We start from the raw sequence: 15,939 nt of genomic DNA on the forward strand, positions 1-15,939 counted from the left end.
GGGAGGAAAGAGCAATGAAAAGGTGCAAAGGTGTGCTTCTGGCAGGAATGCTGGTGCTGAGTATGAGTGTTCCGGTGTATGCGGACAAGTCGGTTGTGGTGAAGGTGGAAGCTCCGGCGGATACCACAGATTATTATATGACTGTGGATTCCGGTGGAGTTGGTGTGGATATCTATCCGTCCACCGACGGAAAAGGTGAAAAACTCAATGATAAGACGGTAAGGGATGGTACTGTCCTGCATATCGAAGGGGAGACAGAGAAGAATGGTGAGACCTGGGGATATACAGAGTATAATGGCAGATACGGTTATGTGCCGCTGGAGGAGCTACGGCCCTCAAAGGATGCGGAGCTGGCGAAGGCCGGAATCGCAGGGGGCACGGAGAAAGAGACTTCTGCAGTGAATCAGAGAGACGCATCCGATACGCAGAATTCCGCAGCCGGCGAGACTCAGGGGAAAGCAGCAGGAACGGACAATACAGGCAGCTCTCAGGTTCAGAATGGCGAAGGACAGGGAACGTCTGCAGGGACGGCCAGCACAGGCAGCTCTCAGGCTCAGAATGGCGAAGGACAGGGAGCGTCTGCAGGGATGGCCAGCACAGATGAAGCTCAGGCTCAGAGAGGTGAGGTTCAGGGGCCACCTGCAGGGACGGCCAGCACAGGTAGTTCTCAGGCTCAGAGCGGCGAGGTCCAGGGACCGCCTGCAGCGGATGGAACAACAGAAGGTGGGGAAGCTGCGGATGAAGCTGTCACCAAGCCGGTCAATGGCACAGCTGCGACATCCTTTAAAGAAGAAAATTCCTGGTATAAAAGTCCGTTTATCTGGATTGGAATCGCAACAGTACTTGCAGTAATCGGAATTCTGGGTTATCATTTGAAGAAACGTTAACAGATAAACCAGATCAATATAAGAAAAGTGGAGAATTTTGTGAAGAGATTACAGCTTGTCAGGAAGAAATTACTGCCGCTTCTTCTGTGTGTGGCAGTTGCGGGCAGCCAGGTTCCGGTTATGGCAGCCGATGTGGAAGGTTTCAGTGATTCTGCGGAAGGCTTCAATGAAGAATGGTCAGAAGATACACAGACGCAGTCAGCGGAAGCAGAGGATACGACGGAGACCGCAGAAGGGAACACCGCAGAGAATATCACAGGGAATACCACAGAGAACACCGGTATCCCGGATGAACAGACAGAGGATATTGCAGAGGCAGCCGACGGGGTTACCGAGGATATAGCCTTGCAGAGTTCCGAGGAGGATACAGAGACTCCCGAAACATCAGAAGGATTGTCTTCTGATTCCCAGGAGGATACCTTTGGCGACGGTGAGGAGAGCTTTTGGGATGCCTCAGACAGTGATGAGTCCGGCATCGAATATATCAAGGGCCGTCCGCTTACGGAGGAAGAGGAGCAGGAACAGCTGGCACCCTTTGATAATCTGACCTCTTATTCCACCGCCGTGGAGATCGGAAATGATGTGGATGAGGTACCGATGGGAAGAGCTGCGGCCTATCCGTCCTATTATAATGCAGCGGATCAGGGATATGTTACTTCCGTAAAGAATCAGGAGCCCTACGGTATGTGCTGGGCATTTGGAATGGCCTCTCTTCTGGAAACTTCGTTTCTGACCCAGGGCCTTGGAACTTATGATCTGTCGGAAGAGCATCTGGCGTATTTTTTTGCAAACAGAAAGAATGATCCGCTTGGAAATACCTACGGGGATGTCAATAAGCATATGGGGACAGATGATAAAGGAAACGCAGATTATCATGAGGGCGGAAATGATCTTCTGGCTTCCATGTTTCTGAGTACCTGGTCCGGAATGACAACAGAAGGGGATGTGCCGCTGGCAACAGATTCCACGCATACACAGAAAACCGGTGTGACTCCGGCGGCATCCAAGGCGTACAATGCAGCTGCTTATCTGAAAAATGCCTATTTTTCCGATTATTCCGTAAATGCCATGAAGAAGCTTCTGGTTGCAAATAATTCGGTCACTGTGATGTATAATGCACAGAATGCCTATTACAATGCAAGTACAGCGGCCTATTCCTATCCTACCAGCACCAAGAACGTGAATCATGTAGTTACAGTGGTGGGTTGGGATGACAATTATTCTGCGAAGAATTTCCGGGCATCTTCCAAGGTAAAGGGAGACGGAGCCTGGATCGTCAAGAACAGCTGGGGTACAGGCTGGGGAAAATCCGGATATTTTTATATGTCCTATGAGGATAAGTCTGTCAGTGAGCTGGTTGCGGCTACGGCTGTCAATACACCGAAATATAGCAACAATTATTTTTATGACGGAACGTCAGGGCTTGGCTCCATCCGCATGTATGCGGGAGAACAGCTGTCCACGGTTTTTCGTGCCAGTGCAGGAAACGGAAAAGCGGAATCGCTTGGTGAGGTGACTCTTAGCTCCATGTCTGCCAATAATTCCTATACTGTGCAGGTATACACAAATCTGAAGGATGCCAGTGATCCTACCAGTGGAACACCGGCATATTCCACACCGGTTTCCTGCAGTCAGCCGATGGCTGGGGTTATGACCTTTCAGATCCCAGAGGTTCTGCTCAGCCAGAACAGTCTGTATTCTATTGTGGTGACAAATGCAGGAAGCACATATATAAAATACTGTGTGGAGGCAGAGGTCAGTTATGGCTGGTGCAGCTTTTCTCCGTCTATCGTATCCGGTCAGAGCTTTCTGCGATATAACGCGGAGGATACCTGGATGGATGCGGTTGAATTTAATCCATCGGTAACGCCGAGGATCAAGGCGCATACCAGGACTCTGAGCAGTGCGGCCAGGATGCAGCTTTCTTCCTCTGAGATAAGTCTGTATTCCAGAGATCAGAAAACACTGAATGCTTCAGCTACCAGATCCGAGATGGATGCTTCCGGCATTGTCTGGGAAAGCTCAGATACCAGTGTGGCTGCTGTAAATGGAAGCGGCGTTGTTACTGCAAAAAATCCGGGAACAGCAACCATAACCTGCTACGGAAAAAATGCCAGGGGAATCCGGGCTACCTGTAAGGTTACGGTGAAGCTTCGTCAGACCACAGGTGTAAAACTGGTTTCCAAGGCATTTAACAGGATACGGATCTCCTGGAAAGCAGTTCCCGGCTGCAATCGTTATGCTATCTATCGCTGGGATGAAAGCGGAAATTCAAAAAAAATGGCAACCGTGACAGCAGATGTAGTGACCTGGCAGGATACTGCAGTGAAAACAGGAAGCACTTATACGTATCGGATCCGGGCTTCTTATGTACGTTCCGGAAAGAAGACTGTTTATGGAGCCGTATCTTCGCCGTTCTCAGCAAAAGCGGAGCTGGGGAAGGCCCGTGCAGTGGCTGAAGCTGTCAGCGGACCATGTAACAGGGTATCCTGGAAGAAGGTTTCCGGAGCCAGTGGATATTATATCTACCGGAAGCTCCAGGGAAAAAGCTGGGTTCGGATCGGAACCGTGAACAACAAAGTATTATCCTGGCAGGATACGGAGATTGAAGGAATCACCTCCTACGCTTATGCTGTAAGGCCATATAAGAATGTAGACGGGAAAAAAGTTTTCGGAGGATATCAGGCAAGCAGCTATATCCTGTCCTATCCGGAACTTCAGAAGATATCCAGTGTCAGGAAGACCTCCAGGGGGCTGAAGATCTGCTGGAAAGCGCAGAAGAAAGCAGATTGCTATCAGATCTACCGTAAGACCGGAAAGGGTTCATGGAAAAAGATCAGTACAGTTTCCGGAGGCAGCAGCTCCTCCTTTGAGGATAAGACCGCAAAGAAGGGAACAACGTATTACTATGCGGTGCGTGCAGGGATAAAAACCTCCGGTGGAAAAGTACTCTGCGGAGGATACGCCGCAAAAGCAGCAAAGAGATAAAAGTGTTAAAATATAAAACGCCCGGATCTGGCTTGAAACATTCCAGATCCGGGCGTTTTATGTTTTGGTTGAATATGTGTATTATATATGATTATATCAGGCAGTTCAAAAGAAAGATCAGTCGTTGTTGATCACAACGCCTTTCTGGAGCATGATGTTGGCATAAAGTGCTTTCTCACTTGTGGAGATGATGCAGTATGCAGTTTTTGCTTCGTCATAGAATGCGAAACGCTCGATGTTTCCGACGGCTTTTTCGCCACGCTCGTCATGCTTGGAAACGATTTCTTTATATGTATCCCAGATCGGTGTCTCCACATTATCGCCAGGCATTACTTCCATCAGGTTTACCGGATGCTCTACATAGGTATCCAGCGGGAAGAGCTTCAGGATGGCATCCAGGATCTCCGGAACGCCATGTCCGTCACAACGGATGGTGATGGCATTTTTTCCCATGGATTCTACAGGGAAGTTTCCGTCAGCGATAACAAGACGGTCACTGTGTCCCATCTCACATAAAACCTTCAGTAATTCTGGTGATAAGATTTCTGGAATTCCTTTTAACATAGTTCATATCCTCCTAAGATCATTGTGTACTTACAGTATTTTCGGAAATTACAGCATCAGGCTCAGGTGATCAGAACAGGATATATGGATTTCCGAAACTGTTATGACGCCGGGAGTATCAGACAGACCTGCCCGGCCACAGGCTTTAGAACTCTTATTAATTAATCTAACGGTATTTGTTCTCCTTTTCAAGGGAATATTTTCCTGTAAATGATGAAAATTTTATGGTTGACAGAAAACGTATGGAGCGCTATGATGAACTCAAACAGAAACGTTTCGGTTTCTGGACCAAATGAGGAAATAATACAAAACAAACACAATGATTCCAAGGAGGAGAAGATTATGCCACTGATTACATCGAAGGAAATGCTGTTAAAGGCACAGAAGGGCGGATATGCAGTAGGAGCATTCAACGCAGAGAATATGGAGATGGTGAAGGCAATCATCCAGGCAGCTGAGGAGCTGAAAGCACCGGTTATGATCCAGACAACACCTTCTACTGTTAAATATGGTACGGTTGAGACTTACGCTGCGATCGTAGCAGCAGAGGCAGCCAAGGCTTCCGTTCCGGTATGCCTTCATCTTGACCACGGCAGCAGCTTTGAGCTTGCGATGCAGGCAATGCATGCAGGCTATACTTCTGTGATGATCGATGGTTCCAAGCTGGATTTTGAGGATAATATCAGAGAGACCAGGAGAGTTGCGGATGTGGCAGCAGCCCTGGATATCCCATGTGAGGCTGAGCTCGGTAAGGTCGGTGGTAAAGAGGATGATCTTGAGGCTGAGGCAGACACTAACACCGACCCGCAGGAGGCGAAGGAATTCGTGGAGCGTACAGGTGTTACTTCCCTGGCAGTTGCCATCGGAACCGCACATGGTTTCTATGTGGGAACACCGGTTCTTGACAAGGAACGCTTAAGCGAGATCCGCGAAGTCGTAGATATCCCCCTTGTTCTTCACGGGGCATCCGGACTCAGTGATGAGGATGTCAGCGACTGTGTAAAACGTGGTATCTGCAAGGTTAACTTTGCAACAGAGCTTCGTGCCGCATATTCCAGGGCAGTGAAGGAGACCTTTGCAGAGAATGAGAACACCATCGATCCGAAGGCCTACGGAAAGAAAGCGATCCAGGCAGTGAAGGAGCTGGTTGAGGCGCGTATGAAGGTTTGCGGCTGTGATGGAAAGGCAGAATGATCTTCTGTAAAAAAACAGAAACGGAGTGATCTGTATGGCAGCAACCATGAAAGATATTGCCAGGCGGACCGGACTTGGGCTCGCAACGATTTCTTCTTATTTTAACGGCGGAAACGTAAGAGAAAAAAACAGAATAAAGATCGAGGAGGCCATTCAGGAGCTGCATTATGAGGTCAATGAGGTGGCAAGAGGGCTTAAGACTAATGCTACCAAGACCATCGGCGTGGTGATCCCGGAGCTTAACAATACCTTTTGCGCGGAGATCATCACAGGAATGGAGGATGTCTTAAGGAGTCACGGATATGCGACTATTGTCTGTGACTGCCGTACCGATAAGAGACTGGAGCGGGATGCAGTGGAGTTTTTAAGCCGGAAGCGTGTGGACGGGATCATCAGCATGCCGGTGGATGCGGAAGGCAATCATCTGAAAAAATTCCAGAAAACCGGAAAGCCCATCGTACTCATTGACCGCAGGATCAGGGAGCTTTCCTGTGACAGTGTTCTTGTAGACAACGAGAAGGCGGCTGAGGACGCAATGAGAGTTTTTTTTCAGGCAGGACACCGTAAGATCGGGATCATTGGCGGACCGGAGGAAATTTCCACAGCACAGGAACGTCTCCAGGGGTACCGCAATGCATACGAAAAAGAAAATATACCGGTACGGGAATCTCTGATCTATCACGGCGATTATACCATTCAGGGCGGTGTGCAGGGAATTGAGAAGCTTGTTGCGGACAATCCGGATATGACGGCTGTGTTTGTTACCAACTATGAGATGACCATGGGGGCGGTGATCGGGATGAATGAGCTGGGTCTTAAGATCCCGGAACAGCTGTCTATGATCGGTTTTGACAATCTGCAGTTTGCCAGAGCATGCAATCCCAAGCTTACCATTGTGGCACAGCCTACACAGGGGATTGCCGGAGAAGTGGCGGGAATCATGCTGAAACGGCTGGAAGGGGCTGCAAGTGAAGAAACAGAACCGATCACGGAGAAGCTTGGCGCAGAGATCATCATGGGAAAATCCGTCCGTGTGCTGGACGAGAAGGAGAATCTATAATGAAACCATATTTATTAGGTATTGATATCGGCACCAGTGCCTGTAAGGTTGCGGTTTTTGAAAAATCGGGAACGGTTGTGGCTGCGGCCAACGGTGATTATCCGGTTTACTATCCGAAGGAGGGCTGGGCAGAACAGGATCCGGAAGAATGGTGGAGTGCTGTCTGTCAGGCGGTAAAGAAGGCCATCCAAAAAGCGGGGATAGCACCTGAGGAGATCGCAGGCATCGGTATTGACGGCCAGAGCTGGTCAGCCATTGCCATGGATAAGGACGGAAATGTACTGACAAACACTCCGATCTGGATGGATACCAGAGCACAGTCTATCTGTGACAGATTGAATGAAGAGATCGGGGCAGAGCAGATTTTTGAAGTATCCGGTAATTCCCTTCAGCCGTCCTATACAACTGCAAAGATCCTCTGGTATAAAGAAAATCTCCCGGAGGTGTACCAAAGGATCCACAAGATCCTGCAGTCTAACAGCTACATTGCATATAAGCTGACGGGTGTGATGAGCCAGGATGTTTCCCAGGGCTATGGCCTGCATTGCTTTGACATGAGAAAGGCAGCCTGGGATGAGGATATGTGCAGAAAGCTTGGGATTCCCATGGAATTTCTTCCTGAGATCTGTTCCTGTGATCATGTTGTGGGAACAGTTACAGAGAAGGCGGCGGAGGAATCCGGCCTTGCTGTGGGAATACCGGTTGTTGCCGGTGGTCTGGATGCGGCATGCGGAACACTGGGGGCTGGAGTAATCCATCCGGGTGAGACACAGGAGCAGGGAGGACAGGCCGGCGGAATGAGCATCTGCATGGATGCGTACAAGGCAGATCCCAGACTGATCCTTGGCTATCACGTGGTTCCGGGACAGTGGCTCCTTCAGGGAGGAACCACCGGAGGAGGTGGTGTCATGCGCTGGTTTGAACGTGAGTTTGCAGATTATGAGCGCTCTGTAGCAGGGGAAAAAGGCTCTTCTCTGAACCAGCTCAATGAGATCGCGGAAAGGGTCGCACCAGGCAGTGACGGAGTGGTATTTCTTCCATATATGTCCGGTGAGCGTTCCCCGATCTGGAATCCCAATGCGAAGGGCGTATTCTACGGACTGGATTTTGCCAAGACCAAGGGACATATGGTACGTGCTTGTATGGAAGGTGTAGCACTTTCTCTGAAACACAACCTTGAGGTGGCAAAGGAAGCAGGAGCAGATGTGGAAGTTCTCCGTGCAATGGGAGGCTCTGCAAATTCTCTTCTCTGGACACAGATCAAATCCGATATCACAGGAAAACCCATCGTAGTGCCGTCCTCTGATACGGCAACAACACTTGGTGCAGCGATTCTGGCAGGTGTTGGTGTTGGAATGTATCAGGATTATGATGAGGCCATCCGTCTTACGGTAAAGGAAACAAGAAGACATGAACCGAACCCGGAAAACCGGGACGTTTATGAGAAAACCTATAAAACCTATTTAAATCTCTATAAATCTCTTGAACCTATGATGAGAAATGAGGAGGAAAAGTGATCATGAAAGCAGCAGTAGTAGTAGCAAATGAGGATGTTCAGTATCAGGAAGTGGAAGAACCTCAGGTAACACCGGGCCATGTGAAGATCAAGGTAAGATATTCCGGGATCTGCGGATCTGATATCCCGCGTGTATTAAATCACGGCGTACATTTTTATCCCATCGTGCTTGGACATGAATTTTCCGGCGATGTGGTGGAAGTGGGAGAAGGCGTTACCAAGGTGAAGGTCGGCGACCGTGTATCCGGTGCACCGCTTCTTCCCTGTATGAAATGTGACGACTGTCAGAAGGGTAATTTCTCTCTCTGCAAGCATTACAGCTTCATCGGTTCCAGAGAGCAGGGAGCAAACGCAGATTATGTAGTGGTTCCTGAGCAGAATGCAGTACCATTCGCAGATAATGTTCCATATGAGCAGGGAGCCATGTTTGAGCCTGCAACCGTAGCCATCCACGGTGTATTCCAGAACGATTACCACGGCGGTGAGTATGTGGCGATCCTTGGCGGCGGTACAGTTGGTATGTTCACCATGCAGTGGACAAAGATCTTCGGCTCCAAGAAGGTAGTGGTCTTTGATATCAGCGATGAGAGACTTGCTCTTGCAAAGCGTCTCGGCGCAGATGAAGTGATCAACACAAAGGAAGAGGGATATATGGAAAAAGCCATGGCCATTACAGGTGGAAAGGGCTACGGCTTCGTATTTGAGACAGCCGGACAGGTTCCCACCATGCATATGGCATTTGAGCTTGCAGCAAACAAGGCACATGTATGCTTCATCGGTACGCCGCACGAAAACCTTACCTTCACACCGAAGGAGTGGGAGAACATGAACCGTAAGGAGTTCAAGCTTACCGGTTCCTGGATGTCCTACAGTGCACCATATCCGGGACGTGAGTGGGATCTGACTGCTCATTATTTTGCAACCGGTCAGCTGAAGTTTGACCCGGGCTTCATTTATAAGAAAATCCCGATGAGCCAGGCACAGGAGGCCTTCCAGCTGTTCAAGACACCGGGCCTTGTAAAAGGAAAGATCCTTCTTTCCAATGAGGAAGACTGATATGATCCTGACAGTAACCTTAAACGCTGCCATTGACAAGCGTTATGTAGTGGATGATTTTAAAGTGGGCGAAGTGAACCGTGTGCGTGAATGTACCTACGTTCCCGGTGGAAAGGGACTGAATGTTTCCAAGCCGGCGTCCATTTACGGTGCCGAAGTGGTTGCCACCGGCTTTGTAGGCGGCCACGCAGGCAATTATATAGAAGCTGCCCTGAAGCCTTTTGGCATTAAGAGTGCTTTTTACCATGTAGAGGCGGAGAGCCGCTCCTGTATCAACATCTGGGATGAGGTGAATCATGTACAGACCGAATTCCTGGAGCCGGGATTTACACTGACAGAGGCAGATTTTGATGGCTTTGAGAAAAAATTCCGCCAGCTTGTAAAAGACGCTTCTGTTGTGGCAATGTCCGGCAGCGTGCCGAAGGGACTTGACGGGAGTGCCTACCAGCGCCTCGTGAAGATTGTGAAAGACGCTGGAAAACCGGTGATCCTGGATACCAGCGGCAAGCTTCTGGAAGAGGGGATCAAGGCAGCACCGACACTGATCAAGCCTAACATTGATGAGATCCGTATGCTGACAGGCAAGCATTGTGACGATATCAACGATATCATTGAAGCAGCGAAAGCCATCCATGCCGGTGGTGTGGAGATCGTGGCGGTCTCGCTTGGAGCAGATGGTTCCCTGGCAGTCGGAGAGGAAGGGATTTTCCGTGCGGTGGTTCCGAAGATCGATGCGGTAAATACCGTAGGCTGCGGAGATTCCATGATCGCAGGCTTTGCCCTTGGATTAAGTGAGGGACTTTCCTTGGAAGAGACTCTGCAAAGAGCCAGTGCGATCTCAGCGGCGGCAGCCATGCGCGAGGAAACGGGCTTCTTTGTGATGGAGGATATGGAGGCTCTTCTTCCGAAGATCGAGATCAGGCGTTTATAAGATAAGCTTATAATAAGAAAATTTTTATAAAAAAGGAGATGTAAAGATGGCAGAAGTTATCAATCCGGCAATTGTGCCGAAAGTGACACTTCCTTCCGGCGAGCAGGTTCCGTGTGTCGGAATGGGAACATTCGGTTCCGACCGTGTATCCGCAGAGGATGTATCTGCAGCTGTTGCAGGCGCGATCCGCAGTGGCTACCGTATGTTTGACTGTGCCGCATGTTACGGAAACGAGCATGAGATTGGCCAGGTATTTAAGGACGCTTTTGACGAAGGTGTTGTAGAGCGTAAGGATCTTTTTATCATGACAAAGGTATGGAACGACATGCACAGAAGAGTAGAGGAAGCCTGTGATAAGAGCATTAAGGATCTTCAGTGCGATTATGTGGATATGTATTTCATCCACTGGCCATTCCCGAACTATCATGCACCGGGATGTGATGTGGATTCCAGAAATCCGGATTCCAAACCCTTCAGTGTGGAGGAGTTTATGGATACATACCGCCAGTGTGAGGCGTTGGTAGAAAAAGGAAAGATCCGTTACATCGGTATTTCCAATATGACCATTCCGAAGCTTGAGGCAGTTCTTCCGCTTATGAAGATCAAACCTGCAACCTGTGAGCTTGAGCTTCATGTATGCTTCCAGCAGCAGGAGCTTTATGATTATCTGGTAGAGCATAACATCCAGCCGGTAGGCTATATGCCGATCGGTTCTCCACGCAGACCGGAGAGAGATATCTGCCCGGAGGATGTTGCGGATCTGGAGGTTCCGGAGATGCAGGCGATCGCAAAGGCACATGGTGTTCATCCGGCTCTGATCGCTCTGAAGTGGGCACATCAGAGAGGAGAGATCTCCATTCCGTTCTCTGTGCACAACTATGCAAGCAACCTGAAATGTGTCACAGAGGATCCCCTTACAGAGAAAGAAATGGCAACCATCGCAACTCTGGAAAAAGGCAACCGTCTTGTAAAAGGACAGGTATTTCTGTGGCATGGTGCCAGGGACTGGCATGACCTCTGGGATGAGGATGGCGTTATCGTAAAATAATAAAAATATGCAGGAAAATCCCGTATCCCATATGTTGGATGCGGGATTTCTTTGTATTTAATTTGGACTAAGAAACTCCGTTGTAAATTTTAACCAAACATGTTAACATATAAAAAGAATTAATAGTTATTGTTCACAGAAAGGACAGTAATCTTACCAATGAAAATGACAGAGACGGGGGAAGGATCTGTCAGGGGGATGTGCAATAAAAACAACAGAAACTGATCAGAGGGGGACAACAGAAATTATGTATCGTATTTTACTGGTAGATGATGAGATACTTGTTCGAGATGCGATCCGGGAGAATATTGACTGGAAAGCAATGGACTGTGAGCTGGTAGGAGACTGTGATAACGGGAAAGCAGCAGCGGAATTTGTACAGAACCATCCGGTGGATATCGTGCTTACAGATATCCTTATGCCATATATGGATGGTATGGAACTGAGCCGTTTTCTCCATGATAATTATCCGGACATCGTGATCGTGATCTTTAGCGGATTCGGAGAATTCGAGTATGCCAAGAAGGCGATCCAGTATGGTGTCAGTGAATATATGCTGAAGCCGGTGACCGCCATGGAACTCAGAAATGTTATCGGAAAAATGAAGGAGAAGGTGGACCAGCAAAGAAAAGAAAAAGAGAAGCTGGAACGTCTGACACAGACTTCCGAGAATTATCAGAAAAACGCCATTGTGATCCGTTCCAGAGCGCTGCAGGGCTTTGTGGATAATATCAAGACACGGCAGGAAAGTCTGGAAGAGCTTGCAGCATTGGGAATCGATCTTGAGGCAGCATGCTATCGTGTGGCTGTTTTTGATCTGGATCTGTATTCGGACAGCAGTCAGCTTACTGCGGAGAAACGCCAAGAGAGCGCACTGATGTCTTTTGTTCTTTTTAATATCAGTGATGAGATCATCAGCAAGGAAAAAGCAGGAGTGGCATATCAGGCCGGAAATAACAAGGTCGGTGCTCTTTTCATGGGAAACCGTACCAGAGAGTTTGAACAGAAGATCATGGAGATCTGTAGGACAATCCAGGATAAGCTGAAGGAACTGATGTCGCTGGATATTTCTATCGGTGTGGGAAGCTGGGCCAGAACTCAGCAGGAGCTTCGTGTATCCCATGAACTTGCTGAGAAAGCTATTGAATATCGTTATCTTCTTGGCGGAAGCCTTCTTATTGATATGGAAGAACAGCCGGAGGAAAAAAATCTTTCCATTAAAGATTATGTAGAGAAGCTGGTAGCTGCTCTGAAAGCGGATAAAAAGGAAAATGCAGAGCATATTCTGGAACAGATCTCTTCTGAGATCAAGGAAGCGCGGGTGGATAAGAGTCGTGCCTGTGTGTATCTTCAGCAGATCATCCGTGCAGCAGATGAGACCTGTGAGGATATGGTTCCGGACAGCAGGCTTTTTTCCAAAAGAGAAGCACTTCTGCAGCAGGTTACGGAGCAGAATTCTTTTGACAGTGCTGTTGAACTGGTCAGGAATCATATCGGAGAAATTTTCCAGACACTTTCCGATGCAAACAGCTCCAGCGGACAGCGTCAGGCTAGACTTGCCCTGGATTATATCCAGAAGAATTATATGGATCCGGATTTAAGCCTGAACAGTATCTGTTCTTATCTGAATATCAGCACAAGCTATTTCAGTACGATCTTTAAGGAGCTTACGGGAGAGACTTTTACAGAGGTTCTGATCCGTACCCGCATGGAGAAGGCGAAGGAACTTCTGGAGAATACAACTATGAAGAATTATGAAATTGCCGAGAAAGTCGGATTTGCAGATCCCCATTATTTTGGGATTTCCTTCAAAAAAATGACAGGCTGCACACCGACAGAATATGCAAGGGAGAAACGTAAATGAGAGATATCCGGTTTGCGGCAAAGATCATAGGAAAATTTAAGAGTATCCAGAGTGCGATCTTTGCGGTGGTGACGGTGCTGCTTTTAAGCGCGGTGCTGGTCATAACAGGTGTTTCCATGAGATATACCCGCAATTCTATTTTTGAAAATTCTGCTGTCTACACCCAGAATATCGTGCAGCAGATGAATCAGAATATTGATTCCTATATTGATTACATGGAAAATATAGCTTATATGATCTCCAGTAACGAGGATGTACAGCAATATCTTTTTGGCGACAATGTGGACGATGGAACAAGAGAGCGCCTGCTCAATCAGTTCAAGACTATTCTGGACGGACGAAGTGATATCCGAAATCTTGGGATCATTGGAAGTAATGGACGGAAGCTGATCAACGACGGCAAGCAGTCTGTGAATCCGGATCTGAAGCTTTCCACCCAGGAGTGGTATCTGGAAGCTTTACAGAAGCCGGAAGGCCCGCTTCTTACATCTTCTCATGTACAGCACATCATCAGCGGAGAGCGTCCGTGGGTGATCACTTTAAGCAGGGGAATCCGTAATTTTTCCAACAGTGGTGAGAAAGAGGGAGTCTTTTTTATTGATCTGAATTATAGTGCCATCAGTGAACTTTGTGATCAGAATACGATCGGGAAAAAGGGATACGCATTCATTCTGGATGAAAGCGGAAATATAGTATACCATCCCCAACAGCAGCAGCTTTACAATGAATTGCAGACTGAGAATATCGACCTGATCGTGAAATCAAAAGAAGATACGGTGCGTACCGAAAGGGGAAACAGAGGAAAGCTGTATTCTATTTCCAGATCAAATAAAACCGGATGGACCGTTGTGGGCTGTATGAGCGTCAGCGAACTTCTGCGCAAGAGCAATCAGGCACAGAGTATTTATGTGCTTATTTCCGCACTTCTGATGATCGTGGCACTGCTTTTTTCCAGATTTCTGGCAAAGAGTCTCACATATCCTCTTCAGCGTCTCAGAGATTCCATGTCCAGAGTACAGGAAGGGCATTTTGACGGAGCAGATGTGGAAATCGATTCAGAGAATGAGATCGGAAGCCTGACGAAATCTTTCAATGTGATGACACATAGGATACAGGATCTTATGGAGCAGAACGTGAAGGAACAGGAAGCAAAGAGAAAAAGTGAGCTTAAGGCCCTTCAGTCCCAGATCAATCCTCATTTTCTCTACAATACCCTGGATTCGATCATCTGGATGGCAGAGGGCAGAAAGTACGAAGAGGTTGTTCTGATGACAGCATCCCTGGCACGTCTTCTTCGTCAGAGCATCAGTAATGAAGATGAAGTGGTTCCTCTTGCAAGGGAAGTGGAGTATGCCAAGGGTTATCTTACGATCCAGAAGATGCGTTACAAGGACAAGTTGGAATTCGAGATCGATGTAGAACCTTCTATACTAAATATCCCTCTGATCAAGCTGGTTCTCCAGCCGATCATTGAAAATGCCATCTATCATGGACTGAAATATAAAGAGAGTAAGGGACTTTTGCAGGTAAAAGGCTTTATGAAGGACGGAAATGCAGTTCTTCAGGTGATCGACAACGGTGTAGGTATGGATGAGGAAACATTGTCACATATTTATGATAAGCATAAGGTGAATTATCATTCCAATGGTGTGGGTGTTTACAATGTACAGAAACGTCTGAAGCTTTATTATGGAGAAAATTACGGGATCGCCTATGAAAGTGAAAAAGGTGTCGGAACCACTGCCACGATCACCATTCCGGGAATACAGGAGGAATCAATATGAAAAAACATAGAAAACTCCTGACTTTTGGAGTGGTCATCTGCCTTGTGGTGGGGCTTGTAGCCGGAATATTCTATTATAAACAGGTAGAAGAAGAGAGAAAACTATCGCTGATCTATATTCCGAAGGTTGTGGACGGTACCAACGATTTCTGGACGTCACTGATCCAGGGGGCGGAGATGGCTGCAAAGGAATATAATGCAGATATCCGCGTATGGGCACCTGAGGAAGAGAATGATGTGGATGGACAGAACAAGTTGATTGAAAGGGCAACAGAAGAAAAACCGGACGCGATCCTGATCTCGCCGTCCAGCTTCACTGAATCTGACCAGCTTTTGAAGAAGGCAAAGGAACAGGGAATACATATTGCATTTATTGATTCCTATACACAGGAAGCGGTCCAGGATCTTACCGTTGCGACCGATAATCTGGAAGCAGGGCAGATCCTTGGCAGGTTTGCGAAGGATCTTGTGGGAGCGGATGATCAGATCGCGATCGTTTCACATGTAAAGGGTGTATCTACGGCAGTTGAAAGAGAAAAAGGTTTCCGGACAGGACTTGGCAGTCTGAAGGATAATATCGTGGATGTGGTATACTGTGATTCTCAGTATGACAAGTCCTATGAGCTTACAAAAGAGCTGATGAAAAAATATCCGGATCTCAAGATGATCGCGGGGATGAATGAATATTCCTCTGTAGGTGCTGCAAGAGCAGTAAAGGCAGCAAAAGCAGAGAACCGGATCAGGGTGGTGGGAGTAGACAGCTCACAGGAGGCCGTCCAGCTGATGGAACACGGAATCTTTCAGGGAATCGTTGTACAGAAGGCATTTAAAATGGGATATGTGGGTGTTCGGGAAACTGTTAAGATGCTGCGTGGAGAAGACTATAAGAAGAATATTAATTCCGGGTGCCAGCTGGTGACTCCTGACAATATGTATACCAGTGAGATCGAAAAACTGCTTTTCCCGTTTAATACGTTAAAAACATATGGTGATCTTACACCGTAAATAGTCATAAATGCACAAAGAAAAGGGTTAAATATTTACAGTA

12 protein-coding genes are annotated in these 15,939 nt (G+C 47.7%); 11 read left to right on the plus strand and 1 reads right to left on the minus strand.

Going from position 1 to position 15,939, the window contains the following annotated elements; translation table 11 throughout:
- Window positions 1–14 precede the first annotated feature (14 nt).
- Together DW694_RS11690 and DW694_RS11695 are read left to right on the plus strand one after the other, a co-directional pair.
- Window positions 15–887 carry a hypothetical protein gene (locus tag DW694_RS11690; protein ID WP_118753042.1) on the plus strand — a complete coding sequence of 291 codons (873 nt, stop codon included), beginning with the start codon at window positions 15–17 and terminating at the stop codon, window positions 885–887.
- A 39-nt stretch (window positions 888–926) separates the two neighbouring features.
- Complete coding sequence (locus DW694_RS11695; protein WP_118753043.1) at window positions 927–3,875, plus strand: C1 family peptidase; 2,949 nt, start codon at window positions 927–929, stop codon at window positions 3,873–3,875.
- A gap of 117 nt (window positions 3,876–3,992) precedes the next feature.
- On the opposite strand, the gene DW694_RS11700 is transcribed toward DW694_RS11695, so the two are convergent.
- The gene (locus DW694_RS11700; protein ID WP_015527311.1) at window positions 3,993–4,439 is read right to left on the minus strand and encodes an RbsD/FucU domain-containing protein; all 447 of its coding nucleotides are present in this window, start codon (window positions 4,437–4,439) and stop codon (window positions 3,993–3,995) included.
- 342 nt (window positions 4,440–4,781) lie between these two features.
- Here DW694_RS11700 and DW694_RS11705 point away from each other — a divergent pair, with 342 nt between their 5' ends.
- The 9 genes from DW694_RS11705 (at window position 4,782) to DW694_RS11745 (ending at window position 15,896) form a co-directional block, all read left to right on the plus strand.
- The gene (locus tag DW694_RS11705; protein WP_118753044.1) at window positions 4,782–5,633 is read left to right on the plus strand and encodes a class II fructose-bisphosphate aldolase; all 852 of its coding nucleotides are present in this window, start codon (window positions 4,782–4,784) and stop codon (window positions 5,631–5,633) included.
- A gap of 34 nt (window positions 5,634–5,667) precedes the next feature.
- The gene (locus tag DW694_RS11710) at window positions 5,668–6,693 is read left to right on the plus strand and encodes a LacI family DNA-binding transcriptional regulator (RefSeq protein ID WP_092068598.1); all 1,026 of its coding nucleotides are present in this window, start codon (window positions 5,668–5,670) and stop codon (window positions 6,691–6,693) included.
- Entirely contained in the window at window positions 6,693–8,210 is a 1,518-nt protein-coding gene (xylB, locus tag DW694_RS11715) for a xylulokinase (protein WP_118753045.1), read from the plus strand. Before DW694_RS11710 ends, xylB begins: the two co-directional genes overlap by 1 nt.
- A gap of 2 nt (window positions 8,211–8,212) precedes the next feature.
- The gene (locus tag DW694_RS11720; protein ID WP_118753046.1) at window positions 8,213–9,265 is read left to right on the plus strand and encodes a galactitol-1-phosphate 5-dehydrogenase; all 1,053 of its coding nucleotides are present in this window, start codon (window positions 8,213–8,215) and stop codon (window positions 9,263–9,265) included.
- Window position 9,266: 1 nt separating this feature from the next.
- Window positions 9,267–10,196 (plus strand): 1-phosphofructokinase, encoded by a 930-nt coding sequence (pfkB, locus tag DW694_RS11725; protein WP_118753047.1) that lies wholly within the window; start codon window positions 9,267–9,269, stop codon window positions 10,194–10,196.
- Window positions 10,197–10,242: 46 nt separating this feature from the next.
- The gene (locus DW694_RS11730) at window positions 10,243–11,244 is read left to right on the plus strand and encodes an aldo/keto reductase (protein ID WP_015527305.1); all 1,002 of its coding nucleotides are present in this window, start codon (window positions 10,243–10,245) and stop codon (window positions 11,242–11,244) included.
- Window positions 11,245–11,491: 247 nt separating this feature from the next.
- Entirely contained in the window at window positions 11,492–13,108 is a 1,617-nt protein-coding gene (locus tag DW694_RS11735; protein ID WP_118753048.1) for a response regulator, read from the plus strand.
- Window positions 13,105–14,892 carry a sensor histidine kinase gene (locus DW694_RS11740; protein ID WP_118753049.1) on the plus strand — a complete coding sequence of 596 codons (1,788 nt, stop codon included), beginning with the start codon at window positions 13,105–13,107 and terminating at the stop codon, window positions 14,890–14,892. Before DW694_RS11735 ends, DW694_RS11740 begins: the two co-directional genes overlap by 4 nt.
- On the plus strand, window positions 14,889–15,896 hold the full coding sequence (locus tag DW694_RS11745) for a substrate-binding domain-containing protein (protein WP_118753050.1): 1,008 nt from the start codon (window positions 14,889–14,891) through the stop codon (window positions 15,894–15,896). Before DW694_RS11740 ends, DW694_RS11745 begins: the two co-directional genes overlap by 4 nt.
- Window positions 15,897–15,939 lie beyond the last annotated feature (43 nt).

The organism is Ruminococcus sp. AM26-12LB (genome assembly GCF_003480785.1).
Taxonomy (GTDB): domain Bacteria; phylum Bacillota; class Clostridia; order Lachnospirales; family Lachnospiraceae; genus Blautia_A; species Blautia_A fusiformis.